23 protein-coding genes are annotated in these 23,993 nt (G+C 67.7%); 6 read left to right on the top strand and 17 right to left on the bottom strand.

What is annotated here, in order from left to right; all coding sequences use genetic code 11:
* Positions 1-26 precede the first annotated feature (26 nt).
* The 10 genes from lpqB to H0P51_RS06400 form a co-directional block, all read right to left on the bottom strand.
* Positions 27-1,790, bottom strand: coding sequence for an MtrAB system accessory lipoprotein LpqB (gene lpqB / locus H0P51_RS06445; protein ID WP_180917153.1), 1,764 nt, complete (start codon positions 1,788-1,790; stop codon positions 27-29).
* Complete coding sequence (mtrB, locus tag H0P51_RS06440) at positions 1,790-3,484, bottom strand: MtrAB system histidine kinase MtrB (RefSeq protein ID WP_180917152.1); 1,695 nt, start codon at positions 3,482-3,484, stop codon at positions 1,790-1,792. Before mtrB ends, lpqB begins: the two co-directional genes overlap by 1 nt.
* Positions 3,485-3,508: 24 nt before the next feature.
* Complete coding sequence (gene mtrA, locus H0P51_RS06435; RefSeq protein ID WP_180917151.1) at positions 3,509-4,195, bottom strand: two-component system response regulator MtrA; 687 nt, start codon at positions 4,193-4,195, stop codon at positions 3,509-3,511.
* A gap of 80 nt (positions 4,196-4,275) precedes the next feature.
* A complete protein-coding gene (locus H0P51_RS06430; RefSeq protein WP_180917150.1) occupies positions 4,276-4,920 on the bottom strand; it encodes a dTMP kinase in 645 nt (214 codons plus the stop codon).
* Positions 4,921-4,975: 55 nt separating this feature from the next.
* Positions 4,976-6,445: an adenosylhomocysteinase gene (gene ahcY, locus H0P51_RS06425; protein ID WP_180917149.1), complete on the bottom strand. Its 1,470-nt coding sequence runs from the start codon at positions 6,443-6,445 to the stop codon at positions 4,976-4,978.
* 134 nt (positions 6,446-6,579) lie between these two features.
* The gene (gene alkX, locus H0P51_RS06420; RefSeq protein ID WP_180917148.1) at positions 6,580-7,230 is read right to left on the bottom strand and encodes a TetR family transcriptional regulator AlkX; all 651 of its coding nucleotides are present in this window, start codon (positions 7,228-7,230) and stop codon (positions 6,580-6,582) included.
* The gene (locus H0P51_RS06415) at positions 7,227-7,409 is read right to left on the bottom strand and encodes a rubredoxin (RefSeq protein ID WP_180917147.1); all 183 of its coding nucleotides are present in this window, start codon (positions 7,407-7,409) and stop codon (positions 7,227-7,229) included. Before H0P51_RS06415 ends, alkX begins: the two co-directional genes overlap by 4 nt.
* Positions 7,410-7,416: 7 nt before the next feature.
* Entirely contained in the window at positions 7,417-7,590 is a 174-nt protein-coding gene (locus tag H0P51_RS06410; protein ID WP_180917146.1) for a rubredoxin, read from the bottom strand.
* Positions 7,587-8,843: an alkane 1-monooxygenase gene (locus H0P51_RS06405; protein WP_180917145.1), complete on the bottom strand. Its 1,257-nt coding sequence runs from the start codon at positions 8,841-8,843 to the stop codon at positions 7,587-7,589. The genes H0P51_RS06410 and H0P51_RS06405 overlap by 4 nt, the downstream gene beginning before the upstream one ends.
* A 104-nt stretch (positions 8,844-8,947) precedes the next feature.
* On the bottom strand, positions 8,948-10,444 hold the full coding sequence (locus H0P51_RS06400; protein WP_180917144.1) for an APC family permease: 1,497 nt from the start codon (positions 10,442-10,444) through the stop codon (positions 8,948-8,950).
* Between the two features lie 60 nt (positions 10,445-10,504).
* Here H0P51_RS06400 and H0P51_RS06395 point away from each other — a divergent pair, with 60 nt between their 5' ends.
* Positions 10,505-11,902 carry an FAD-dependent oxidoreductase gene (locus H0P51_RS06395; protein ID WP_180918784.1) on the top strand — a complete coding sequence of 466 codons (1,398 nt, stop codon included), beginning with the start codon at positions 10,505-10,507 and terminating at the stop codon, positions 11,900-11,902.
* Here the strand turns inward: H0P51_RS06395 and manA are convergent.
* The 4 genes from manA to H0P51_RS06375 form a co-directional block, all read right to left on the bottom strand.
* Positions 11,886-13,124, bottom strand: coding sequence for a mannose-6-phosphate isomerase, class I (gene manA / locus H0P51_RS06390; protein WP_180917143.1), 1,239 nt, complete (start codon positions 13,122-13,124; stop codon positions 11,886-11,888). The genes H0P51_RS06395 and manA overlap by 17 nt on opposite strands.
* A 7-nt stretch (positions 13,125-13,131) precedes the next feature.
* Positions 13,132-14,205 carry a TobH protein gene (locus H0P51_RS06385; RefSeq protein ID WP_180917142.1) on the bottom strand — a complete coding sequence of 358 codons (1,074 nt, stop codon included), beginning with the start codon at positions 14,203-14,205 and terminating at the stop codon, positions 13,132-13,134.
* Positions 14,202-15,602 (bottom strand): phosphomannomutase/phosphoglucomutase, encoded by a 1,401-nt coding sequence (locus H0P51_RS06380; protein ID WP_180917141.1) that lies wholly within the window; start codon positions 15,600-15,602, stop codon positions 14,202-14,204. Before H0P51_RS06380 ends, H0P51_RS06385 begins: the two co-directional genes overlap by 4 nt.
* A 72-nt stretch (positions 15,603-15,674) precedes the next feature.
* Positions 15,675-16,154 carry a DUF3499 domain-containing protein gene (locus H0P51_RS06375; protein ID WP_180917140.1) on the bottom strand — a complete coding sequence of 160 codons (480 nt, stop codon included), beginning with the start codon at positions 16,152-16,154 and terminating at the stop codon, positions 15,675-15,677.
* Between the two features lie 131 nt (positions 16,155-16,285).
* Between H0P51_RS06375 and H0P51_RS06370 the strand changes: the two genes are divergently transcribed.
* The gene (locus H0P51_RS06370) at positions 16,286-16,756 is read left to right on the top strand and encodes a metallopeptidase family protein (protein ID WP_180918783.1); all 471 of its coding nucleotides are present in this window, start codon (positions 16,286-16,288) and stop codon (positions 16,754-16,756) included.
* A 24-nt stretch (positions 16,757-16,780) separates the two neighbouring features.
* Here H0P51_RS06370 and H0P51_RS06365 read toward each other — a convergent pair whose 3' ends face one another.
* Positions 16,781-17,137, bottom strand: a complete 357-nt coding sequence (locus H0P51_RS06365) for a WhiB family transcriptional regulator (RefSeq protein ID WP_425489020.1) — start codon at positions 17,135-17,137, stop codon at positions 16,781-16,783.
* Positions 17,138-17,488: 351 nt separating this feature from the next.
* On the opposite strand from H0P51_RS06365, the gene cofD reads away from it, so the two are divergent.
* The 4 genes from cofD to H0P51_RS06345 are packed head-to-tail and all read left to right on the top strand — an operon-like array spanning position 17,489 to position 21,946.
* Entirely contained in the window at positions 17,489-18,475 is a 987-nt protein-coding gene (cofD, locus tag H0P51_RS06360) for a 2-phospho-L-lactate transferase (RefSeq protein WP_180917139.1), read from the top strand.
* Positions 18,472-19,839 (top strand): coenzyme F420-0:L-glutamate ligase, encoded by a 1,368-nt coding sequence (locus tag H0P51_RS06355; protein WP_180917138.1) that lies wholly within the window; start codon positions 18,472-18,474, stop codon positions 19,837-19,839. The genes cofD and H0P51_RS06355 overlap by 4 nt, the downstream gene beginning before the upstream one ends.
* Positions 19,836-21,413 carry an Eco57I restriction-modification methylase domain-containing protein gene (locus H0P51_RS06350; RefSeq protein ID WP_180917137.1) on the top strand — a complete coding sequence of 526 codons (1,578 nt, stop codon included), beginning with the start codon at positions 19,836-19,838 and terminating at the stop codon, positions 21,411-21,413. The genes H0P51_RS06355 and H0P51_RS06350 overlap by 4 nt, the downstream gene beginning before the upstream one ends.
* Positions 21,410-21,946, top strand: coding sequence for an NUDIX hydrolase (locus H0P51_RS06345; RefSeq protein WP_180917136.1), 537 nt, complete (start codon positions 21,410-21,412; stop codon positions 21,944-21,946). Before H0P51_RS06350 ends, H0P51_RS06345 begins: the two co-directional genes overlap by 4 nt.
* A gap of 63 nt (positions 21,947-22,009) precedes the next feature.
* Here the strand turns inward: H0P51_RS06345 and manB are convergent, their stop codons facing one another.
* Together manB and H0P51_RS06335 are read right to left on the bottom strand one after the other, a co-directional pair.
* A complete protein-coding gene (gene manB / locus H0P51_RS06340) occupies positions 22,010-23,089 on the bottom strand; it encodes a mannose-1-phosphate guanylyltransferase (RefSeq protein WP_180917135.1) in 1,080 nt (359 codons plus the stop codon).
* A 1-nt stretch (position 23,090) separates the two neighbouring features.
* Complete coding sequence (locus H0P51_RS06335; RefSeq protein WP_180918781.1) at positions 23,091-23,993, bottom strand: glycosyltransferase family 2 protein; 903 nt, start codon at positions 23,991-23,993, stop codon at positions 23,091-23,093.

Below are 23,993 nucleotides of genomic sequence, written 5' to 3'. Positions count from 1 at the left end.
CCTTTGTGCGAGGGTAACCGCTGCACTCAGCCGGGCAATACCGGTGCAGCACCGCCGATCATCAACCCGGCCACCTCCGACCAGCCCTGCTGGGTTTCGGCGGCCGCCGCCGAATACATCAGCACCCCCTGCGGACCGGCGACGTATACCGTCGACGGGTTCGCCGCGATCGCGAACAACGGAATCTGCAGACCGCGCGACGGCGCATCGGAGTTCACCCCGTCGAGGTTGACGTAGGACACCGGGTGCGTGGCGTCGTTGCGGGTCACCACGATGTCGTCCCCGGTGCGCCAGTACAACGACACCACCGAGGTGCCCAACCCGAAACCCAGCCGCCGCGGGTAAGTCAACGCGAACTGCCCAGCCTGAGTCTGCTCAACACCGGCCAGGATCACCTGGCCCCCGATCACCATCGCCGCCCGCGTGCCGTCCCGGGACAGCTGTAGGTCGGAGATCGGACCGGGGAAGCGACTGGACACCGCGGTGGAATCCACCGGGATGCGGGCCGGCTGACCCGACGCCGGTTCCTGGATCGCCCGCAGCACGTTGTTGGCGTCGACCACCACCCATACCGCGTCGTCCAGCGACCAACTCGGCCGCGACAGGTTGTGCCCGTCGGCGGACTGCACCGCCTCACCACCCACATCCCCGATCCACAATGACGCCGCCATGTCCGGCGCGCCGCGGCGCAACGTCACCACCGACGCCACCTGCCGGCCATTGCGCGACAGCGCGGCCCCGGTCTGGTCCCCCATCCGCCCGAACGCACCCGGCAACGTGCTGATCTGCTGTCCGTCCAGGGCTACCATCGACCCGTTGACCAAAGCGTGCAGACCGGCGCCGGCGCCATCCGCCACCCCGGGGTCGGTGGCCGCGACGTCGGAAGTCGTCCAGCCCTCGGCGAAGCGGTCCTCGAGCGGGGCGCCGTCAGCGTTGATCACATACGGCCCACGGATATCGGCCCGGGCCAGCGTCCAAATGATCTGCGCGGCAAGCAATTGCCGACTGTGCGGATCGGTGGTGGCCAGCTTCTCGAGATCGATGCGGGCACCGCCGTACCCCTTGCCGACGCCGCTCTTGCCACCGTCGGCGCGGGTCACCGGGCCGCGCAGCCGCAGCGGTGGACTCAGCAGGTTGCGCACCGTGCGCACCATCTCCGGGCGGGGTCCGGCCAGCAACTTGGAGACCAGCTCGGTGGCCAGCTGATCGTGGTCGGAGACCGCCACATAGCGCGGGTCGGGCGCCACGGTCTTGCCGGTCGGATCGGCGAAATACAGCGTGTTGCGCTTGTAGGTGGCCTGGAACTGCTGCCAGTCCAGGAAAACCCCGTTGGGCAGTTTGTCGATGCGCCAACCACCGGACGTCTTGACCAACTCGATCGGGCCGGGGTCGGGCAGCTGACCCTCCGCGGTCTCGAAGACACCCACATCCGACAGCGAACCCAGGATGTCGGCCCGCATAGTCGCCGAAACACGTTCGGCACCACGGGTTTCCACGAACACCACATGGTCGATAAGCAGGGCGCTACCCGCGTCGTCCCAGCCGTTGGACGCTGACTGAGTGAGGAACTGGCGCGCCGCCAGATGCCGGTTCGCCGGGTCGGCGGTGGCCTTGAGAAATTCCCGCAGCAGTACGTCGGGATCCATGCCCGGAGTCGGCTTGGGCAGATTCGACGGCGCCGGCCGGTCGACGGTTCCGATCGCCTGCGGGGCCGACGAACTAGGCACACTCGCGCAGCCGGCCAGCATGCCGGCCGCCAACAGCAGGGCAAAAAACTTGCGCAACAACATCATCCGCTCCGGTCGGCGTGCTCGCGGTGACGCGTGAGGGGCTGGGGACCGGTCGGGGTGAGCGGTTGCGGACCCAGCGGGGTGCTAGACGGCGGGATGGGTTTCATCGGCAGCGGGCTGGTGGTCACTTTGTGTCCGCGTACCAAAGGCAGGGTCAGCCGGAAGCATGCCCCCTCCCCCGGCTCACCCCAGGCTTCCAGCCGGCCCTGGTGCAGACGCGCATCCTCGATGCTGATCGCCAGGCCCAGTCCGGTGCCGCCGGAACGCCGCACCCGCGACGGGTCCGACCGCCAGAAGCGGCTGAACACCAGCTTCTCCTCGCCGGGCCGCAACCCGACGCCGTAGTCGCGCACGGTCACCGCCACCGTGTCCTCGTCCGCGGCCATCCGAATCCGCACCGGCTTGTGCTCGGCATGGTCGATGGCGTTGGCGATCAGGTTCCGCAGGATGCGTTCCACCCGGCGCGCATCGACCTCGGCGATCACCTCTTCGGTCGGCATGTCCACCAGCAGTTCGATGCCGGCGTCCTCGGCCAGGTGACCGACGTTACCCAACGCGCTGTTGACCGTGGTGCGCAAATCGACGGCCTCCACCGACAATTCGGCCACCCCGGCGTCGTGGCGGGAGATCTCCAACAGGTCGTTGAGCAGGCTCTCGAACCGGTCCAGCTCGTTAACCATCAGCTCGGTGGAACGGCGCAGCGCCGGGTCCAGGTCGGCGCTGTGGTCGTAGATCAGGTCCGCGGCCATCCGCACCGTGGTCAGCGGCGTGCGCAGCTCGTGGCTGACGTCGGAGGTGAAGCGGCGCTGCAGGTTGCCGAACTCCTCGAGCTGGGTGATCTGCCGGGACAAGCTTTCGGCCATGTCGTTGAACGACACCGCCAGCCGGGCCATGTCGTCCTCACCGCGCACCGGCATCCGCTCCGACAGGTGGCCCTCGGCGAACCGCTCGGCGATCCGCGAGGCGGACCGCACCGGGTTCACCACCTGGCGCGACACCAGCAGCGCGATACCGGCCAGCAGCAACAGCAACACCAGGCCGCCGGTAGCCATGGTGCTGCGCACCAAGGTGATGGTCGCCTGCTCGTTTGCCAGCGGAAAGATCAGGTACAGCTCCAGGTTGGCCACCCGCGACGACGTCGGCGAGCCGACGATCAGCGCTGGCCCGGAGAAGCCCTCGGTGTGCACGGTTGCGTACTGGTAGGCCGCCTGCCCGGCCTTGACGAAGCCGCGCAGCGCGCTGGGCACCTGGTCCACAGGTCCCGCGGTGGACGCCGCGCGCGGGCCGTCGCCGGGCACCATCAGCACCGCGTCGAACGCGCCCGCCAAGCCGGCACCGGAGGCGGGATCGGTTTTCGACGTCAACGTATTGCGGGCCAGCTGCAGGCTGCTGTCCAGCGAGCGGGTCTCTTCACCGTTGACGATTCCGCTGACGGTGTTACGGGCCCGCTCGATCTGGTCGATCGCGGCCTTGACCTTGATGTCCAGCACCCGGTTGGTGACCTGGCTGGTCAGCACGAATCCCAACGCCAATATCACGGCCAGTGACAGGCCCAACGTCAGCGCTACGACCCGCAACTGCAGAGATTTGCGCCAGATGACCGCGACCGCACGGCTCAGCGCGCTCAGTCCGCGCGGCAACGGGCCGGAACGACCCCACCGGCCTCGGCTACGTCGTGGGGAGCGCCAGATCACCTACACCGCACTCTCCCGACCGGATCACGGAGGTCCGGCCTTGTAACCCACTCCTCGAACGGTGAGAACCACGGTCGGGTTCTCCGGGTCTTTCTCGACCTTGGCGCGCAGGCGCTGGACGTGCACGTTCACCAGGCGGGTGTCCGCCGGGTGCCGGTATCCCCACACCTGTTCGAGCAGCACATCACGAGTAAACACCTGGCGCGGTTTGCGCGCCAACGCGACCAGCAGGTCGAACTCCAGCGGCGTCAGCGAGATCTGCTCGCCGTTGCGGGTGACCTTGTGCGCCGGCACGTCGATGTCCACATCGGCGATGGACAGCATCTCGGCGGGCTCGTCGTCATTGCGACGCAGCCGCGCCCGCACCCGCGCGACCAGCTCCTTGGGCTTGAACGGCTTCATGATGTAGTCGTCGGCGCCGGATTCCAGCCCCAGCACCACATCGACGGTGTCGGTCTTGGCGGTCAGCATGACGATCGGGACACCCGAATCGGCACGCAACACCCGGCAGACGTCGATGCCGTTCATGCCCGGCAGCATCAAGTCCAGCAGCACCAGGTCGGGCCGCAGTTCCCGGACCGCGGTCAGGGCCTGGGTGCCGTCGCCGATGACGGCGGTGTCGAAACCCTCCCCACGCAACACGATGGTGAGCATCTCGGCCAGCGAAGCGTCGTCGTCGACAACCAGAATCCTTTGCCTCATGACGTCCATGGTGTCACCAGTTCCTGACAAAACTGCCGCACCACACGGGCGTTTCTTGCCCGATCGGGACGAATATCGCCAAATTTGTGCTATTTCGGGGTCTCGGAGCCCGAAACGGTGGCGGCCAGCGCGCCCGGATCGACGTCCGCGCCGACGACCAGCCACCTGCCGCACCACTGCGCGGCGGCCAATTCGGAGTACACCGCGCCGGTACGGTGCTGCAGTCCGTCGTCGCGCTCATAGCTGTCGCGCGCCCGGCTCGGGTCAAGCTCCGCCCGGCTGCGCGCCCGTTGCCCGGCGAGTTCGGCCGGCACGGCGAGCAGGATCTGCCAGTCCGGCGCCGGCAGCCCCAACCGTTCGTATTCGAGCTGCCGCACCCACGCCACTACCGCCCCGGTCGCGTCCTGCCGCAGCCGCGCCGCGCTGTACGCGGCATTGGAGGCGACGTAGCGATCCAGGATTAGCACGTCACAGTCGTGGCGCAGCCGCTCGATCTCGGCCACCGCCCCGGCCCGGTCCAGTGCGAACAACGTCGCCATCGCGTACACCGAATCGGCCAGGTCGCCGTGTTGGCCGTGCAGTGCCTCGGCGGCCAGATCCGCGGCGATCGACAGCCCGTACCGGGGAAAGGCCAACGTCGCCACCGACCTGCCGGCCGCCTCGAAGGAAACCTTCAGCCCGTCGGTTAACGTCCGCTTGCCGGAGCCGTCGACGCCCTCGATCACGATCAGCATGGCGCCCGCCTGCGCCTGCGCGTCACGCTCGGCAGGAATGCGGGTTCCGCGCAGCTCAGTAGCGGTAGTGGTCCGGCTTGTACGGACCCTCGACGTCGACGCCGAGGTACTCGGCCTGCTCCTTGGTCAGCTTGGTCAGCTTGCCGCCGAGTGCCTCGACGTGGATGCGGGCCACCTTCTCGTCGAGGTGCTTGGGCAGCCGGTACACCTCGTTGTCGTACTCGTCGTTCTTGGTCCACAGCTCGATCTGGGCGATCGTCTGGTTCGCGAAGCTGTTGCTCATTACGAACGACGGGTGTCCGGTGGCGTTGCCCAAATTCAGCAACCGGCCCTCGGAGAGCACGATGATCGAGCGGCCCGTGTCACCGAACGTCCACAAGTCGACCTGCGGCTTGATGTTGAGCTTGGTCGCGCCGGAGCGCTCCAGCGCAGCCATGTCGATCTCGTTGTCGAAGTGGCCGATGTTGCCCAGGATGGCGTGGTCCTTCATCGCCTTCATGTGCGCGAGGGAGATGATGTCCTTATTGCCGGTGGAGGTGATGACGATGTCGGCGGTGGCGATGGCATCCTCCACGGTCACCACGTCGTAGCCCTCCATCAGTGCCTGCAGCGCGTTGATGGGATCGATCTCGGTGACCGAGACGCGCGCACCCTGGCCCTTGGCGGCCTCCGCACAACCCTTGCCGACGTCGCCGAAGCCACAGATCAGCACATTCTTGCCACCGATCAGCGCGTCAGTACCGCGGTTAATGCCGTCGAGCAGCGAGTGCCGGGTGCCGTACTTGTTGTCGAACTTGGACTTGGTCACCGAGTCGTTGACGTTGATCGCCGGGAACGCCAGATCGCCCGCGGCGGCGAACTGGTACAGCCGCAGCACGCCGGTGGTGGTTTCCTCGGTGACACCCTTGACTGACTCGGCGATCTTGGTCCACTTCTGCTTGTCGGTTTCGAAGCGCTTGCGAAGCACGCCGAGGAAGACCTTCCACTCCGCGGGGTCGTCGTCCTCGGCGGGCGGTACCACGCCGGCCTTCTCGTACTGCATGCCGCGCAGCACCATCATGGTGGCGTCGCCGCCGTCGTCCAGGATCATGTTCGCGGGCTCACCCTCCCAGGTGAGCATCTGCTCGGCGCACCACCAGTACTCGTCGAGCGTCTCGCCCTTCCAGGCGTACACCGGCACACCCTTGGGCTCCTCCGGGGTGCCGTGCTTGCCGACGACAACCGCCGCCGCCGCGTGGTCCTGGGTGGAGAAGATGTTGCAGGACGCCCAGCGCACCTGCGCGCCCAGCTCGACCAGGGTCTCGATCAGCACCGCGGTCTGCACCGTCATGTGCAACGACCCCGAGATCCGGGCACCCTTGAGCGGCTGCACTTCGGCGTACTCGCGGCGCAGCGACATCAGGCCGGGCATCTCGTACTCGGCCAGGTCCAGTTCCTTACGCCCGAACTCCGCCAGCGACAGGTCAGCGACCTTGAAGTCGATGCCGTTGATAACGTCGGGTGTCAGCGAATTTCCGGGGGCCATGGTCGTGTTACATCCTTCGTCGGGGTTCTTTCGGAACGTCTTGGGTCACACAGCGGAGCCGGGCGGCTAGCAGCGCCTCGGATTGCTCCTCAGCCACTGTAGCCGCCCGGCACGGACCCGCCCGTCAGGGGACTCTAAGGGACGTTCACCACCCCGTGCCGCTCCGCGAACGGCGTCATCAACCGCGCTAGGTCGGCGGCGACATCGTGGTCGGATTCGGGCGGCATGGGCACGTAGCTCAAGCACAGCCGCACGATCGCCCGAGACAGGACGTTGGCGTCGTCGTCGCTGGTGGCCAGCCAGGTCTGGGTGAAGGCCGTCGACAACCGTGCCGAGGCCCGGGTGATGATCGGCGCGCTGTCGGTGGTGATCAGCTGCAGCAGGTCGGGCTTGGCCACCCCGGACAACAGCGACTGCACCAGCGGGTCCGCGGCCGACTCGGCAAAGAAGGCCCGGAACCCCTGCAGGAACGACTCGTAGATGTTGCCGATGTTGGCGTCCAGCGCGGTCCTGACGGTGTCGACCAGCCGGTCGGCCAGGCGCAGCGCGTAACCCTGCGCCAAGCCCTGGCGGGAGCCGAACTCGTTGTAGATGGTCTGCCGGCTGATGCCGGCGGCCCTGGCCACGTCCGAGAGCGTGATGGCCGACCAGTCGCGGCTCAGCAGCAGGTCCCGCATCGCGTCGAGGACCGAATCACGCAGCAGTGCCCGCGACGCCTCCGCGTAAGGAATCCGCTTCACAGGCGCGACACTATCCGCTTTGGCCACGAAGTTGGTGCCGATCATGGCCGGGCGACCTCCACCATCACGAAGTCCGCCTTGGCCGCGCCGCAGTCCGGGCAGCTCCAATCCTCGGGGATGTCCTCCCAGCGGGTGCCGGGTTCGATGCCGTCTTCCGGCCAGCCCAGTTCCTCGTCGTACTCGAAACCGCACTGGACGCATTGGTAGAGCTTGTAGTCACTCATCTGACTTCTATCCTTTCTGGACGAGTTCGAAATCGGGCTTCTCGCGGACGGCGCAGTCCGGACAACACCAGTCTTCGGGGATCTGGTCCCAGCCGGTGCCGGCCGGGAATCCTTCGCGGGCGTCACCTTTGGCCTCGTCGTAGGTGTACTCGCAGACGGGGCACTGATATGCGGCGGTCATGCCCGGGCCATTTCGGCAACGCCGTACTTGGCGTACAGCTTGCGGCGCAACCGGGGCTGCACGTTGACCTTGGTGATGTCACCGCCGTAGTGCGCGAGCACCCGGTGGTCCATCACCTTGCGCCACAGTGGCGGGACGTAGGTCAGCGAGATCATCGACGCGTAGCCACTGGGCAGGTTCGGCGAACCTTCCATGCTGCGCAGCGTCTGGTAGCGCCGGGTCGGGTTGGCGTGGTGGTCGCTGTGCCGCTGCAGGTGGTACAGGAACAGGTTGGTCACGATGTGGTCGGAGTTCCAGCTGTGCACGGGGGCGCACCGCTCGTAGCGCCCGTTGGCGTTCTTCTGCCGCAGCAGCCCGTAGTGCTCGAGGTAGTTGACGGCTTCGAGCAGGCTGAAGCCGAAGACCGCCTGGATCAGAAGGAAGGGGATCACCCCGACGCCGAAGGCGGCAATCAGCGCGCCGAACAGCACCACCGTCATCGCCCAGGCGTTCAACACGTCGTTGGACAGGTAGGTGCGCGGGTTCCACGGGCTCTTGCCGAGCCGGCGGATCCGCTGGGCCTCGAGGTGGACCGACGAGCGGGCGCTGCCGATCACGCTGCGCGGCAGGAACTCCCAGAAGGTCTCGCCGAAGCGGGACGACGCGGGGTCCTCCGGGGTGGAGACACGGACGTGGTGTCCCCGGTTGTGCTCGATGTAGAAGTGGCCATACGCCGTCTGGGCCAGCGTGATCTTGGACAGCCAGCGCTCCAGCGAGTCCTTCTTGTGCCCCATCTCGTGCGCGGTATTGATGCCGACGCCGCCGAGCACACCGACCGACAACGCCAGGCCGATCTTGCCGAACCAGCCCAGTGGCCCGTCAAAGCCCAGCCAGCTCAGGTTCGAGGCGGTGAACAGGTAGGCGCCCAGCAGCACGCTGGCGTACTGGAAGGGGATGTAGAGATAGGTGCAGTAGCGGTAGTACTTGTCGTTCTCCAGCCGCTCCATCACCTCGTCCGGCGGATTCTGGCCGTCCGGGCCGAAGAAGCGGTCCAGGGCGGGCAGCAGGATGTACAGCAGGATCGGCCCGATCCACAGCGGTACCTGGGCCGTGGTCTGCCAGCCGAGCTGGTTGAACGCCCAGACGATCGGCAGCATTACGAATAGCGCCGTGGGGGCGATCAGGCCCATCAGCCACAGATAGCGCTTCTTGTCGCGCCATTCGATCGGTGTTCCCGCAGGTTGCGGGTCGGTTTGCGTGAGTTGTGTGGTCATATGCCAAACCTCCTTGTGAGTCACACCACCTTGAGATTGGACAATACGATAGTTTGCGTCTCGTGTCTAGACACCAGGCGCCAATTTGTAAACAGGATCGTCATTCACGCACTTCGTGTCGAGTCCAAATCGTGGTGCGTACGCCGTCCCTGAACCGAATGCCGGCGCCCGTAGCCGAAGTAGATCGCCGCTCCGAGCACCAGCCACACGCCGAACCGGACCCAAGTCAGCGCGGTGAGGTTGAGCATCAGCCAAAGGCAGGCAACCACCGAAGCGATCGGCAACAGCGGCACCCACGGCGCCTTGAACCCGCGTTCCAGATCCGGACGGGTCCTGCGCAGCACGATGACACCGGCCGACACCAGCACGAACGCGAACAATGTGCCGACGTTGACCATCTCCTCCAGCTTGTCGATCGGAAACGCCGACGCCGTCGCAGCGATCACCACCGCCACCAGCACGGTGATACGCACCGGCGTGCCCCGGGAACCCGTCTTGGCCAGGCCTCGCGGCAGCAGACCGTCGCGGGCCATCGCGAACAGAACCCGGCACTGCCCCAGCATCAGCACCATCACCACGGTGGTCAGACCGGCCAGGGCGCCGACCGAGATGATGCCACTGGCCCAATGAATGCCGTTGGCCCGGAAAGCCGTGGCCAGGTTCGCCGAGTTGCGCCCCACGGTCTTCAGCTGGGTGTAGGACACCATGCCGGACAGCACCACCGAAACCGCCACATAGAGCACCGTGACCACGCCCAACGACGCCAGAATGCCGCGCGGGACGTCGCGCTGCGGATGCTTGGTCTCCTCGGCCATGGTCGCCACGATGTCGAAACCGATAAACGCGAAAAACACGATCGACGCTCCGGCCAGAACCCCGTACCAGCCGTAATGGCTGCTGCCGGCACCGGTGAGCATCGACAATACGGACTGGTCGAGACCGTTTCCGTCGCGCTCGGTCTCAGGTTCGGGGATGAACGGCCGGTAGTTCTCGGCCTTGATGTAGAACGCGCCGACCACCACAACCAGCAGCACCACCGCCACCTTGATGGTGGTGACCACTGCAGAGAATCGCGACGACAGCTTGGTGCCGAGCGCCAGCAGGATCGCGACCAGCGTGACAATCAGCAACGCGCCCCAGTCGAAGTGAAACGACCCGAACGTCGCGGTGCCGCCGGAAAACCTGAACACGGTGCCCAGGTAACTGGACCAGCCTTTGGCGACCACCGCCGCGCCAATTGCCAGCTCCAGCACCAGATTCCAGCCGATCACCCAGGCCAGGAACTCGCCAAAAGTGGCATAGGAGAAGGTGTAGGCGCTGCCGGCCACCGGCAGCGTCGAAGCGAACTCGGCGTAGCACAGCGCAGCCAGTGCGCAGGTGCCCGCCGCGATCAGGAACGAAATCCAGATGGCCGGCCCGGTGATGTCGCCGGCGGTCGACGCGGTGACCGTGAAGATCCCGGCCCCGATCACCACGGAGACACCGAACACCACCAGATCCCGCCAGGTGAGGTCCTTGCGGAGCCGGGTACCGGGCTCGTCGGTGTCGGCGATCGACTGCTCGACCGTCTTCGTGCGCACCGAATCCTTGAACCGGACCATTCAGCGCCCCCTTTCACCTCACCTTTGTGACGGGACAGTACTGGGTACTCTGCGTCGGTGGTGGGGAGCACAACGAACAGAAATCACGCCGTCGTCATCGGTGCCAGCATTGCCGGGTTGTGTGCAGCCCGGGTGCTGTCGGACTTCTACGCCCGGGTAACCGTCTACGAGCGCGATGAGCTGCCCAGCAAGCCGGCCAACCGCGCCACCGTTCCCCAGGACCGGCATCTGCACATGCTGATGGCGCGTGGCGCCAACGAGTTCGAGGGCCTGTTCCCGGGTCTGCTGGACGACATGGTCGCCGCGGGAGTACCGATCCTGGAAAACCGGCCGGACTGCATCCATCTCGGCGCGGCCGGACACGTGCTGGGCACCGGGCACACCCTGCGGGACGAGTTCACCGCCTACGTGCCCAGCCGACCGCACCTAGAGTGGCAGATACGGCGCCGGGTCCAGCAGATCGACAACGTCTCGATACAGCGGCGCCCGGTCGCCGAGCCCCGGTTCGAGCCCGCGACACAGCGGGTGACGGGCATCCTGCTGGATCCCGGGCCCGGCCAGGATTCGCCCGAGTTCGTCGGCGCCGATCTCGTGGTCGACGCCGCGGGACGCGGCACCCGGCTGCCGGTGTGGTTGACGCAATGGGGCTACCAGCGTGCCCCCGAGGCCACCGTCGACATCGGCATCAATTACGCGACCCACCAGTTCCGCATGCCCGAAGGCCTGATCGCCGAGAAGGTGGTGGTCGCCGGCGCCTCCCATGACCAGTCGCTGGGCCTGGGCATGCTGCACTATGAGAACTACACCTGGGTGCTGACCACCTTCGGGGTGGCCAACGCCAAACCACCGCGCACCTATCCCGAAATGCTCGGACTGGCCAAGGAACTGCTGCCGGAACACTTCAACGCCGCGCTGGCGCAATCCGAACCCGTCGGCGATCCGGCCTACCACGCGTTCCCGGTCAGCCGCTGGCGCCGCTACCACAAGCTGGAGCGCTTCCCGGCCGGGATCGTGCCGTTTGGAGACGCGGTGGCCAGCTTCAACCCCACGTTCGGGCAGGGCATGACAATGACGTCGCTACAGGCCGGTCACCTGCGCCGGGCGCTGCAATCGGTCGACGACGACAGCGAGCTGGCCGGCGAGTTCAGCCGACTCACCGCCAAGACCACCTTCCCGGTGTGGACGATGAACGCGATCGGCGACGTCACGTTCCACCATGCGGCCGCCTCACCCGAACCCGGCTGGTGGCGGGCCGCCGGCGGGCTGTTCGACCAATTCCTGGGCGCGGCCGAAACCAATCCCGTACTGGGCGAATGGTTTCTGCGTCGCTTCTCGCTGCTCGACAGCCTCTACATGGTGCCGTCGCCGTCGATACTCGGCCGCACCATCGCGCACAACATGCGGCTGTGGCTGGGCGAGAAGCGGGAACGCCGCCGCGCCGTTACAAGCCCACGGTAGCCCGGAATAGCTTGGCCGGGCGCTGCGCGGACAGCCGGATCGGGCCGTCGTCGGCGCCCACCCAGGCCGCCGCCCCACGGTCCAGATTCAGCGACCCGGACTTGCCGTGCACCGTCAGCTCCCCCTCGGCGCACAGCAGGATCTGTGGGCCGTCATGACGCGACGGCGCGTCAACCTCATGGCCCAGATTCTCGCCGTCGAGCATCAGCAACGCGGCCGCGAACTCGTCGGTCGGGGTGTCGTACACCAGTGCCAGCCCGTCCCGGTGAACCGGCGGGCGCAGCTGCGACTCCGGTGTCGGGGTGAAGTCCAGCACCCGCAGCAGCTCCGGCACGTCGACGTGCTTGGGAGTCAGCCCACCGCGTAACACGTTGTCGGAGTTGGCCATCACCTCCAGCGCGAAACCGTGCAGGTAGGTGTGCAAGTTGCCGGCCGCCAGGAAGATCGCCTCACCCGGGGCCAGGATGACCCGGTTGAGCAGCAACGCCGCCAGCACTCCGGCATCGCCGGGATAACGCTCCCCCAGCTCTAGCACCATTTTGGCCTCACCGGCGAACTTGGTGGCACCAGAGCTGAGGTACTGGATGGCGCCGTCCAGCACGGCAGGCACCAGCACATCTAGATCGGGTTGGGGCGCGGTGATCCAGGTGGTGAACAGCGCGCGCAGCCCATCGGCATCGGACTGCGCATCCGAACCGGCGCCCAGCAAATCGATGAACGGGTCGAGATCGGAAACCGCCAGCGCCCGCAACAGCTCTGCGGTGCGGGACACTTGCCGGAAGCCGGCCAGAGCCTCGAACGGCTGCAGCGCCACCAGCAGCTCGGGCTTGTGGCTGGTGTCGCGATAATTGCGCACCGGCGAATTCACCGGAATACCCTGTCGCTCCTCGCGGCGGTAACCCTCCACCGCCTGCGCGGCACTCGGGTGGGCCTGCAGCGACAACGGCTCGTCGGCGGCCAGCACCTTCACCAAAAATGGCAGCACGTTACCGAACCGCGCGCGGCAAGCCGACCCCAACTGCCCTTCCGGATCGTCGGTGAGCACCTTCAGCAACGAAGTCTCACCGCTAGGCGTCTCCAGCCAGGCCGGGTCGCCGGGGTGCGCGCCGAACCACAATTCGGCCTCGGGGTGCGCGGCAGGGACCGGCCGCCCGGTGAACTCGGCGAGTGCGGTGCGAGATCCCCAGGCGTAGGTGCGCAAGGCTCCGCGTAGCAGTTCCACCGTTTATCTATCCCCGTGCCAGTCGCAGGTAAACCGCGGCCATCTCCAACCGAACGGCCAATACTGCCAGCTGCAGCTCGGCCCGTTGCGCCGCAATGGGCGCCGGCGGCAAACCCGGGTCGTCTTGGGCACCGACCAGATAGACCTCGTCGAGCCCGGCGACGCGGGCCGTGACCACGGTGCGCTCGTCGGCAAGCGTCAGTGCCAGCACCCGCAGGCGCTGCGGCAACGGCCCGTCGATCTGCTCATCGTGGAAGAGAGCCTCGGTGGACGATTGGGATCTGCTGTGCCCGTCGCGCAGCGCGGCCAGCGCGTCGGCCAGCCCGGTACCCGCTACCGCTTGGTGCGCGTTACGCAACAACACCGAACTGCCGTGCCGGGCCAGCGCCAGCGTCGCCGCGTTGTCACCGGCCAACACCACCCGGTGATCGGTCATACGCGCGGCCAGTGTCTTGGCGGGATTGGTGAACAGTTCCCGCGCGGCGCTATTGCGCAGCGCCTCGGCGTCCAGCTCGTCGGCCAGTGCCGCCAGATCGACGCGCAGCCGGGAGTCGACCACCTGCAGCACGGCCAAGCCCGCCGCCAGATACCGGCACAAACCGAACCCGTCGGCCGACCACAGCCGCGGAGCCAGCACCGCGACCCGGCCCGCCGTGGAGTCGCGCAGCGGACCTTCGTAGGGCGCCACCACCACTACCCGGGCGCCGCGCCGCACCCCGGTCGCCGCAGCGCCGACCAGGGTGGGATCCCCCGGATCGTCGCCGGCCACGATCAACACGTCGAGCGGTCCGACCCACGGCGGCGCCTCGCTAGCCAGCACGATGGGCTCGGCGGCCGCGCCGGCCTGCGTCGCGGCCAACAGGGCACCGGCCGATTCGGCGGTGCCGCGCCCGGACACCCAGATCACCGTGCGCGGCTTGTTCTCCGGCTCGCGCAGCAGGTCCAGGTCTCCTTCGTCCAGCGCGGCGGCCACCGCACGCACCTGAGCGCCGGCCATCGACGCTGCCCGCAGCAAGCCGTCGCGGTCAGCGGCGAGCAGACCGTCGGTGTCTCCCAGATCGACGGCGCCGATCGCGTTCACGGTCCGGCCCCGTCCCGGCCTGCCTGCGCCTCGATCTGTGCACTGACCTGGCCGACCACCGCGTCCACGTCTTCGATGCTGCGCCCCTCGACGTTGAGCCGCAACAACGGCTCGGTGTTGGAACTGCGCAAGTTGAACCAGCTGCCGCCGCCCAGGTCGACCGTTACGCCGTCGAGGTGATCGATGGAGTGGATCTGGCTGGCGAACGCCTTCAACACCGCGTCCACCGCGGCCGGCGCGTCCGCCACGGTGAAGTTGATCTCGCCGGAGGATTCGTAGCGCTGGTAGTCCGCGGTCAACTCCGACAGCGGACGATGTTGCTCCCCCAGCGCCGCGAGCACATACAGGGCGGCCAGCATCCCCGAGTCGGCACCCCAGAAGTCGCGGAAGTAATAGTGCGCCGAATGTTCGCCGCCGAAGATGGCGCCGGTTTCGGCCATCAGCGCCTTGATATAGGAATGGCCGACGCGTGAGCGCAGCGGTGTGCCGCCGCGCTCAGCCACCAATTCGGGCACGGCGCGGGAAGTGATCACGTTGTGGATCACCGTGGCGCCGATCTCGCGGCCCAGCTCGCGGGCGGCCACCAGGCTGGTGACCGTCGACGGGGAGACCGGCCGGCCGCGTTCGTCGACGACGAAGCAGCGGTCTGCATCGCCGTCGAAAGCCAGCCCGATATCGGCGCCGGTCTCACGCACGAAGTTCTGCAGGTCCAGCAGGTTCGCCGGGTCCAGCGGGTTGGCCTCGTGGTTGGGAAATGTGCCGTCGAGCTCAAAGTACAAGGGCAGCAAGGTGATCGATTCGATCGCGCCCAGCACGGCGGGCGTGGTGTGCCCGGCCATCCCGTTGCCGGCGTCCACCGCGACCCGCAGCGGGCGCAGGCCATCGGTGTTCACCAGGGACCGCAGGAACGCCCCGTAGTCGGCTAGCACGTCCTTGTCGGCGGCGGCGCCGGGCGCGCCCTGATAGGCACTTGGGTTCCCGGCGATCAGGTCCTCGCTGATGGTCGTCAGACCGGTGTCCTTGCCGACCGGTTTGGCGCCGGCGCGGCACAGTTTGATGCCGTTGTACGCCGCCGGATTGTGGCTGGCGGTGAACATGGCACCCGGGCAGTTCAGCTGCCCCGAGGCGAAGTACAGCTGATCGGTGGACGCCAAACCGATGCGCACCACGTCCAGGCCCTCGCCGAGTACTCCACGCGCGAACGCGGCCGCCAGCGCCGGGGAACTGTCGCGCATGTCATGCCCGATCACCACCTGCCCGGCGCCCTCGGCACGCATCAGCCGGGCGAATGCGGCGCCGACATCGGTGACGAACGGTTCGGTGATCTCGTCTCCGACAAGCCCACGCACGTCATATGCCTTGATGACACGGTGGACAGCCGCGGCGGGCCAAGACATGCGGGGTGCTCCTGACGACGTGAACTCTTGGCCGCCAGCCTATCGGCCACCCCCGACCGGCACGGCAGGTGCTTAGTCGGAAGGATCGGGCAATACCCGCAAATGCCCGCGACGCCGACCGGAGCGGTGCTCGGGCGGCGCCAGCAGACCGCCGCTGGGCGCGGTGGCGTGGGCACCGGCAGTGTGCAGGTCCCCGGCACCGTTGGTACGCGGGACGTCGTCGTACCCGTCGTAGACCTCGGCGGTGAAGCCGTTGACAACCGCGTTGGCCCGGGCAGCGCCGCCCTCGCGCACCGCGTCGGCCAGGGCGACCAGGTCGTCTTCGTCGGGGTTGACAGGCTCGGCATTGAGCGGCCCGGCGTGACGGACAAGTTCCCACCCGCGGGGGGCGGTGATGCGGCCGGCATGACCGACGCACAAGTCCCAGGAATGGGGTTCCCGCGCGGTAGCGAGTGGGCCGACCACCGCCGTGGAGTCCGAGTAGACGAACGTCAGCGTTGCCACTGCATAGTGCGGACACCCGGGCCGGCAGCAGCGACGGGGTACGTTCACGATCGAAAGGCTATCGCGCGCTGACGCCGCGCAAGCGCCGGACACGCGCAACGCGTCGGCGCACGATGTGCAACCGTTACCATCGGCGCGTGAGCGATTCCCGCGGTTGTGGCCGCAGTGATCGACCCTGGATCGGGCCGGCCGGAGCATTCCGCCGCCGATCCCGGCGACGGGGTCGCGATCCACGCGGCCCGCTACTGCCGCCGACGGTGCCGGGGTGGCGGAGCCGGGCGGAACGCTTCGACATGGCGGTGCTCGAGTGCTACGAACCCATCGAGCGGCGCTGGCGAGACCGGGTGGCCGAGCTCGACATCGCCGTCGACGAGATTCCGCGCATCTCGGCCAAGGATCCCGATAGCGTGCAGTGGCCCCCGGAGGTGATCGCCGACGGTCCGATCGCTTTGGCCCGGCTGATCCCGGCCGGGGTCGATGTCCGCGGCAACGCCACGCGGGCACGAATTGTGTTGTTCCGCAAGCCAATTGAGCGACGAGCGAAGGACACCGTCGAACTCGGCGACTTACTGCACGAGATACTGGTGGCCCAAGTGGCCATCTTTCTGGACGTCGAGCCCTCGGTTATCGACCCGACGATCGACGACTGAATACTCGCCTATTCGCAAGGCGGGCTAGATAATACCGCGCTTGAGGCGGCGGCGTTCCCGTTCCGACAAACCGCCCCAGATCCCGAAGCGCTCGTCGTGGGCCAGCGCATATTCCAGGCATTCGTGCCGGACCTCGCAGCCCAGGCAGATCTTCTTCGCCTCGCGCGTCGAGCCGCCCTTCTCCGGGAAGAAGGCTTCTGGGTCGGTCTGCGCGCACAACGCCTTGTCCTGCCACTGATCGGCGGGGACTTCCTCCAACGGCTCCGGCTCGAACGCGGACGGTGCGTCGGGAACCACACTCAGATGAGGGCGGACAGGTGCCGTCGGCATTGGCAAAGACGTCACGGCGGAACCGGGAACGGCGTGCGGTGTGCTTCCCATTACGCCCCGAAGGTACTCATAGGACATGCCTCCGCCTCCTCACTGATAGAGAATGAAATAGTTTCCCACTGTTCTGATGTACAGATACCCAATTCGAACAAGTGATCGAATCTCGGTCTGCGACACCGGAACCGGCCGGCCAACCGGGAAATGACACTGATGTGATTAGACACGGGTCGGCGATCTTGGTCAAGCACTTCGGCGGATTTCCATACCATCTCGTGATCGAATTTCGGCGATTCTGTTGTGGTAGGGACGCGGCGTGTCGGCCACAGATTCATCACAAGTCCCTTGCGCCACAGCGGTTACCGGAACCACCATGCCACACGCGCGGGGGTACTGTCCTGCGGTGTGAAGGTCACCGTTCTCGTCGGCGGCGTCGGGGGTGCCCGATTCCTGCTCGGGGTGCAGCAGCTGCTGGGCCTCGGCCAGTTTGCTCAATCCGGGGATAACGGCCACGACTTGCGGGCCGTGGTCAACATTGGCGACGACGCCTGGATCCACGGGGTGCGGGTCTGCCCCGACCTCGACACCTGCATGTACACCCTGGGCGGCGGTGTGGACCCGGAACGCGGCTGGGGTCACCGTGACGAAACCTGGCACGCCAAGGAGGAACTCGCGCGCTATGGCGTAGCGCCCGACTGGTTCGGACTCGGCGACCGTGATTTGGCCACGCACCTGGTACGCACCCAGATGCTCAACGCCGGCTACCCGCTGACACAGATCACCTCGGCACTGTGCGACCGTTGGCAACCCGGAGCACTGTTGCTACCGGTCAGCGACGACCGTTGCGAAACGCACGTCGTGATCACCGACCCAGAATCCGCGACCCGGCGGGCGATCCACTTCCAGGAGTGGTGGGTACGGTACCGCGCCCAAGTGCCCACCCACAGCTTCGCGTTCGTGGGGGCCGAAAAGGCAAGCGCCACAAACGAAGCACTTGTCGCAATCGCCGAGGCCGACGCCATCATGCTGGCACCGTCGAACCCGGTGGTCAGCGTCGGCGCTATCCTCGCAGTGCCCGGCATCCGGGCCGCACTGCGAGCGGCCTCGGCGCCCGTCGTCGGCTACTCGCCGATCATCGGCGGTAAGCCGTTGCGAGGCATGGCCGATGCCTGCCTGTCGGTGATCGGGGTCGAGTCCACCGCCCAAGCAGTCGGCCAGTACTACGGCGCCCGCAGCAGTACCGGCATCCTGGACTGCTGGCTGGTCCACGACGGCGACTCAGCCGAAATCGACGGAGTGACGACGCGCTCCATTCCACTGATGATGAGCAACCCGGCCGCCACCGCCGAGATGGTGCGGGCCGGGCTCGAGATTGCGGGCGTGACGGAGTGAGTCGACAGCCGGCTCTACCGCCAACCGGCGAACACGGTACCGCCGCTGCCATCGAAATCCTGCCCGTTACCGAGCTTCCCGAGTTCCGGCCGGGCGACGACCTGGGTGCGGCCCTGGCAGCCGCCACGCCATGGCTGCGCGACGGCGACGTGGTGGTGGTCACCAGCAAGGTGGTGTCCAAGTGCGAAGGCCGGCTGGTGCCGGCACCTTTGGCCGCCGAGGAGCGAGATTCGTTGCGCCGCAAGCTGGTCGAAGAAGAGGCAGTACGTGTACTGGCCCGCAAGGAACGCACCCTGATCACCGAGAACCGGCTGGGACTGGTGCAGGCCGCGGCCGGTGTGGACGGATCCAACGTCGGCCGTTCGGAATTGGCGCTGCTGCCCCTCGACCCGGACGGCAGTGCCGCGGCCTTGCGGGCCGCCCTGCGCGAGCGACTCGGTGTCGATGTCGCCGTAGTCATTACCGACACCATGGGCCGGGCCTGGCGCAACGGTCAGATCGACGCCGCCGTCGGCAGCTCGGGTCTGGCTGTGCTGCACAACTATTCGGGTGCGGTAGACCAGCATGGCAACGACCTGGTGGTCACCGAGATCGCCATCGCCGACGAGGTCGCGGCCGCGGCGGATCTGGTCAAGGGCAAGCTGACCGCGATGCCGGTCGCCGTGGTGCGGGGGCTGCAACCGGCCGACGACGGCTCGACGGCCCGGGACCTGGTACGCCCCGGCGACGAGGACTTGTTCTGGCTCGGCACCGCCGAGGCACTGGATCTTGGCCGGCGCCAGGCCCAGTTGACGCGTCGGTCAGTGCGGCAGTTCAGCACGCAGCCCATCCCCGCCGAACTCATCGAGGCCGCCGTCGCGGAGGCGCTGACCGCCCCGGCCCCCCATCACACCCGGCCGGTGCGGTTCGTCTGGCTGCAGACCGCGCAGACCCGCACTAGGCTGCTGGACCGGATGAAGGACAAATGGCGCCGCGACCTCAGTGGCGACGGCCGCCCGCCCGACGCGGTGGAACGCAGGGTTTCCCGTGGCCAAATCCTCTACGACGCAACCGAAGTCGTCATCCCCTTCCTGGTTCCCGACGGTGCGCACGAGTACCCTGACGAAGCGCGCACCGCCGCCGAGCACACCATGTTCACCGTCGCGGTGGGCGCTGCCGTACAGGCCCTGCTGGTGGCGCTGGCGGTGCGGGGGGTGGGCAGTTGCTGGATTGGGTCGACGATCTTCGCCGCGGACCTAGTCCGCGACGAGCTGGCGCTGCCCGCCGAGTGGGAGCCACTGGGGGCCGTCGCGATCGGCTACCCCGCCGAGCCGGCCGGCCCGCGCGAGCCGGCGCCCGTCGCAGACTTGCTGATCCGGAAATGACAACGTTCGCGGGCAAGAATCCCGCCTCGGCCGCGAAGGTCCGCGGCGGCTACTACACGCCGGAACCGATTGCCCGCTTCCTGGCCGGGTGGGTCGCGCTAGCCGGGTCCCGGATCCTGGAGCCCTCCTGCGGCGACGGCAGCATCCTGCGCGAGCTCGCCACACTGACCGGGCAGGCCCGCGGCGTGGAGCTGGTCGCCGAAGAAGCTGCCAAGGCAAGGCAGTTCGCGCCGGTCGACAATTGCGACCTGTTCGCCTGGCCCGGCGCCCTGCGCAGCGCCGGGTGGGACGGCGTCGCCGGCAACCCGCCCTACATCCGATTCGGCAATTGGCCCGCCGAACAACGGGAGTCCGCATTGGACCTCATGCGACGCGAGGGGATGCGGCCCACCAAGCTGACCAACGCGTGGGTCCCCTTCGTGGTGGCCAGCACCGCACTGGTGCGCGCCGGTGGCCGGGTCGGGCTGGTGCTACCCGCCGAGCTGCTTCAGGTCGGCTATGCCGCGCAGCTGCGAGATTTCCTGGTGAGTCGGTATCGGGAGATCACGCTGATCAGCTTCCGGCGGCTGGTGTTCGACGGGGTGCTGCAGGAGGTGGTGCTGTTCTGCGGCGTCGTTGGCACCGGGCCGGCGCAGATCCGCACGGTCCAGCTGTCCGGCGCGGACACGCTGGAGGGCGCCGACCTGAACGTCGACGCGGCTCCCGCGCTGCTGCACGACACCGAGAAGTGGACCAAGTACTTCCTCGGGCCAGCCGCGATCCAGACGCTGCGCGACCTCGTGGAGGGCCCCGCCATGACCCGGCTGGGCCGGGTAGCCGGGGTGGACGTTGGCATTGTGACCGGCCGCAACAGCTTCTTCACCTTCACCGACGCCCAGGCTCGCGAGCTGGGACTCACGCCGCACTGCGTCCCGCTGGTTTCCCGCAGCGTGCAGCTGTCCGGCCTGCGCTATGACTTCGATTGCCGCAGTGACGATGTCGCGAGAGGTAGACGGACCTGGTTGCTCAATGCCCCGGCGCAGCCCACCGACACCGCCCTAGCCGCACACATTGAGGCCGGTGAGGCCGCCGGCGTCCACCTGGGCTACAAGTGCTCGCTGCGCAAACCGTGGTGGAGGACCCCGTCGTTGTGGAACCCGGATCTGTTCCTGCTGCGCCAGATCCACCAGGCGCCGCGGCTGACCGTCAACGCGGCCGCGGCAACAAGCACCGATACCGTGCACCGGGTCCGGGTCACCCCGGGCATCGAGCCCACCGCCCTAGCCGCGGTGTTCCACAACAGCGCTACCTTCGCCTTCGCCGAGACCATGGGCCGCAGCTACGGCGGCGGGATCCTGGAACTCGAACCCGCCGAGGCCGAACGGCTGCCGCTACCACCGCCCGCGTGCGCCCGTCCCGGCCTGGCGGCCGATGTCGATCTTCTGTTGCGGGCCAACGAGATCGAGAAGGCGCTGGACCTAGTGGATCGCCGGGTGCTGATCGAGGGGCTGGGTTTGTCGCCGGCTGTGGTGGCGGAGTGCCGCGCGGCGTGGATCGCTCTGCGGGACCGCCGCACCGGACGGAGGGGCCGATGACGCTGCGGGAGTCGGTGATTGGGCTGCTCACGGAGTGGGAAGCAGCCGACGGCGCGCAGGACGCGTTGCGTCAGGCCGTACTGGGTTTCGTGCTGGCTCGCGAAGACGCCTGCCAGCGCGCGTGCGAACCCGGCCATATCACCGCGTCGACGCTGGTGCTCGACGACCGGGGCGAGCGGGTGTTGCTCACCCTGCACCCGCGGCTGCGTCGCTGGGTCCAGCTGGGTGGCCACTGCGAGGACGAGGACACCGACATACTGGCCGCCGCGCTGCGCGAGGCCACCGAAGAATCCGGCATCATCGACCTGCGGCTGGACCCGAATCTGGTTGCCGTGCACGTCCATGCGCTGACGTGCTCACTGGGAATGCCAACCAGGCATCTGGATCTGCAGTTCGTAGCGCACGCGCCGGCCGGGGCGCGGATCGTGCTCAGCGACGAGTCCGACGATCTGAAATGGTGGCCGGTCGACGAATTGCCGGACGGCACCGATTTCGCGCTACGGCAGTTGGTGACCCGAGCTCGCCGGTCTTGACGTCCAGCGTCCCTCCAGCTTGATGCGCTCCCGACAAGGGAACCAGGTCACGGCCGGCGGTGCTCAGACGTCCGACGAATAGCGGATGCCGCCGTCGGGAATCGAGACCCCCGGCCACACCCGCGCGCCGCGCAAGAGTTCGCAGCGGGCGCCGATATCGGCGCCGTCGCCGATCACGCCGTCGCGGATCAGCGCCCGCGGGCCGATGCGGGCACCGAAGCCGATGATCGAGCGTTCAATCACGCTGCCCGCCTCGACCTTGACGCCGTCGAAGATCACCGCCCCGTCTAGCCGCACCCCGGGGCCAATCTCGGCGCCGCGGCCGACCACCGTGCCGCCGATCAGCAGCGCGCCCGGCGCCACCGCGGCGCCGTCGTGCACCAGCTGCTCGCCGCGCTGGCCGTGCAGCGCCGGCGACGGCGCGATCCCGCGCACCAGATCCGCCGATCCGCGCACGAAGTCCTCTGGGGTGCCCATGTCGCGCCAATAGGACGCGTCGACGTAGCCGCAAACCTTCGTCGCGGGATCCGACAGCAACGCCGGGAACACCTCCCGCTCGACTGATACCTCGCGCCCGCGCGGTATCCGGTCGATGACGCCGCGGGAGAAGACGTAGCAGCCGGCGTTGATCTGGTCGGTCGGCGGATCCTGCGTCTTTTCGAGAAAGGCGACGACGCGGTCGTTATCGTCGGTGGGCACGCAGCCGAACGCTCGGGGGTCACCGACCCGCACCAGGTGCAGGGTCACGTCGGCGCGGCGGGCGCGATGAAAGTCCAGCAGCTGGCCCAGGTCCGCGCCGGACAGCACATCGCCGTTGAAAACCATCACCGTGTCGTGGCGCAGCTTGCTGGCCACGTTGGCGATGCCGCCGCCGGTGCCCAGCGGGTTCTCCTCGGTCACATACTCGATCTGCAGTCCAAGCTTGGACCCGTCACCGAACTCGGCCTCGAATACCTCGGCCCGGTAGGAGGTACCCAGCACTACGTGCTCGATGCCCGCGGCAGCGATCCGCGACAGCAGGTGAGTCAGGAACGGCAGCCCCGCCGTCGGCAACATCGGCTTGGGCGCGGACAGCGTCAGCGGACGCAGCCGGGTTCCTTTGCCGCCAACCAGGACCACCGCGTCGACTTCGTGGGGTGCCACCTCAGCGCCGCCCTTCTGCCATCTTCAACTCTCTGCGCAACGACTTGCGGGACCTGCGCAGTGCGCTGCGCACCATCACCCGAGAGCGCAGGGCCAGTGAGCCTCGCAACGTCCAGCGCAGCGGTGCCCGCCACCAGCCGGAATGCCGGTCGGCCAGAAAGATATAGGTACTTCGGTGGTGCGCGGCCAGATGGCTGGCCGGGTCGCGCCCGGTCGAGTGGCCCTTGTGGTGCAGCACTTCCGCCGACGGCACGTAGATGGACTGCCAGCCGGCCTTGCCCAGCCGGTCGCCAAGGTCGACGTCCTCCATGTACATGAAGTAACGCTCGTCGAAGCCGCCGATTTGCTCGAAGGCGGCCCGGCGGACCAGCAGGCACGACCCCGACAGCCAGCCCACCGGACGCTCGCTGGGTTCCAGGTGCTCTTGGCGGTATGCCGTGGTCCAGCGGTTGCGTGGCCAGACCGGCCCTAGTAACGCGTGCATGCCGCCGCGGACCAGGCTGGGCAGGTGGCGCGCCGACGGGTACACCGACCCATCCGGGTCGCGAATCAGGGGTCCAAGGGCGCCTGCCCTGGGCCATCGGCCGGCCGCCTCGAGCAGCGCGTCGATGCTGCCCGGACCCCATTGCACATCCGGGTTGGCCACGATCATCCAGTCTTCGACCCAGCTTTCGTCGCGCTGCGCCAGCTTGGCGACCGTGCGGTTGACCGCCGTCCCGTAACCGAGATTGGACCCGGTAGGTAACAACCTGACGTTGGGATAGCGCATCACGGCGGCTTGTGGTGTGCCGTCGGTGGAGCCGTTGTCGGCCAACAGCACACTGACGGGGCGTTCGGTGGCAAGGGATAGTGACGCCAAAAACCGCTCCAGGTGCGGACCCGGCGAATAGGTCACCGCCACCAC

This window comes from Mycobacterium vicinigordonae (assembly GCF_013466425.1).
Lineage (GTDB): Bacteria > Actinomycetota > Actinomycetes > Mycobacteriales > Mycobacteriaceae > Mycobacterium > Mycobacterium vicinigordonae.
Note: the sequence above shows the minus strand (reverse complement) of the source record. Positions and strands in the feature narration are given on the sequence as shown.

Coding starts and splice junctions, on each gene's coding strand:
- H0P51_RS06405 (WP_180917145.1), bottom strand. CDS start 8,843: ATGACCACACAACTCACGCAAACCGACCCGCAACCTGCGGGAACACCG.
- H0P51_RS06410 (WP_180917146.1), bottom strand. CDS start 7,590: ATGACCGCCGCATATCAGTGCCCCGTCTGCGAGTACACCTACGACGAG.
- ahcY (WP_180917149.1), bottom strand. CDS start 6,445: ATGGCCCCCGGAAATTCGCTGACACCCGACGTTATCAACGGCATCGAC.
- H0P51_RS06380 (WP_180917141.1), bottom strand. CDS start 15,602: ATGTCTTGGCCCGCCGCGGCTGTCCACCGTGTCATCAAGGCATATGAC.
- mtrA (WP_180917151.1), bottom strand. CDS start 4,195: ATGGACGTCATGAGGCAAAGGATTCTGGTTGTCGACGACGACGCTTCG.
- lpqB (WP_180917153.1), bottom strand. CDS start 1,790: ATGTTGTTGCGCAAGTTTTTTGCCCTGCTGTTGGCGGCCGGCATGCTG.
- alkX (WP_180917148.1), bottom strand. CDS start 7,230: ATGATCGGCACCAACTTCGTGGCCAAAGCGGATAGTGTCGCGCCTGTG.
- H0P51_RS06415 (WP_180917147.1), bottom strand. CDS start 7,409: ATGAGTGACTACAAGCTCTACCAATGCGTCCAGTGCGGTTTCGAGTAC.
- H0P51_RS06345 (WP_180917136.1), top strand. CDS start 21,410: ATGACGCTGCGGGAGTCGGTGATTGGGCTGCTCACGGAGTGGGAAGCA.
- H0P51_RS06350 (WP_180917137.1), top strand. CDS start 19,836: ATGACAACGTTCGCGGGCAAGAATCCCGCCTCGGCCGCGAAGGTCCGC.
- H0P51_RS06400 (WP_180917144.1), bottom strand. CDS start 10,444: ATGGTCCGGTTCAAGGATTCGGTGCGCACGAAGACGGTCGAGCAGTCG.
- H0P51_RS06365 (WP_425489020.1), bottom strand. CDS start 17,137: ATGGGAAGCACACCGCACGCCGTTCCCGGTTCCGCCGTGACGTCTTTG.
- H0P51_RS06430 (WP_180917150.1), bottom strand. CDS start 4,920: ATGCTGATCGTGATCGAGGGCGTCGACGGCTCCGGCAAGCGGACGTTA.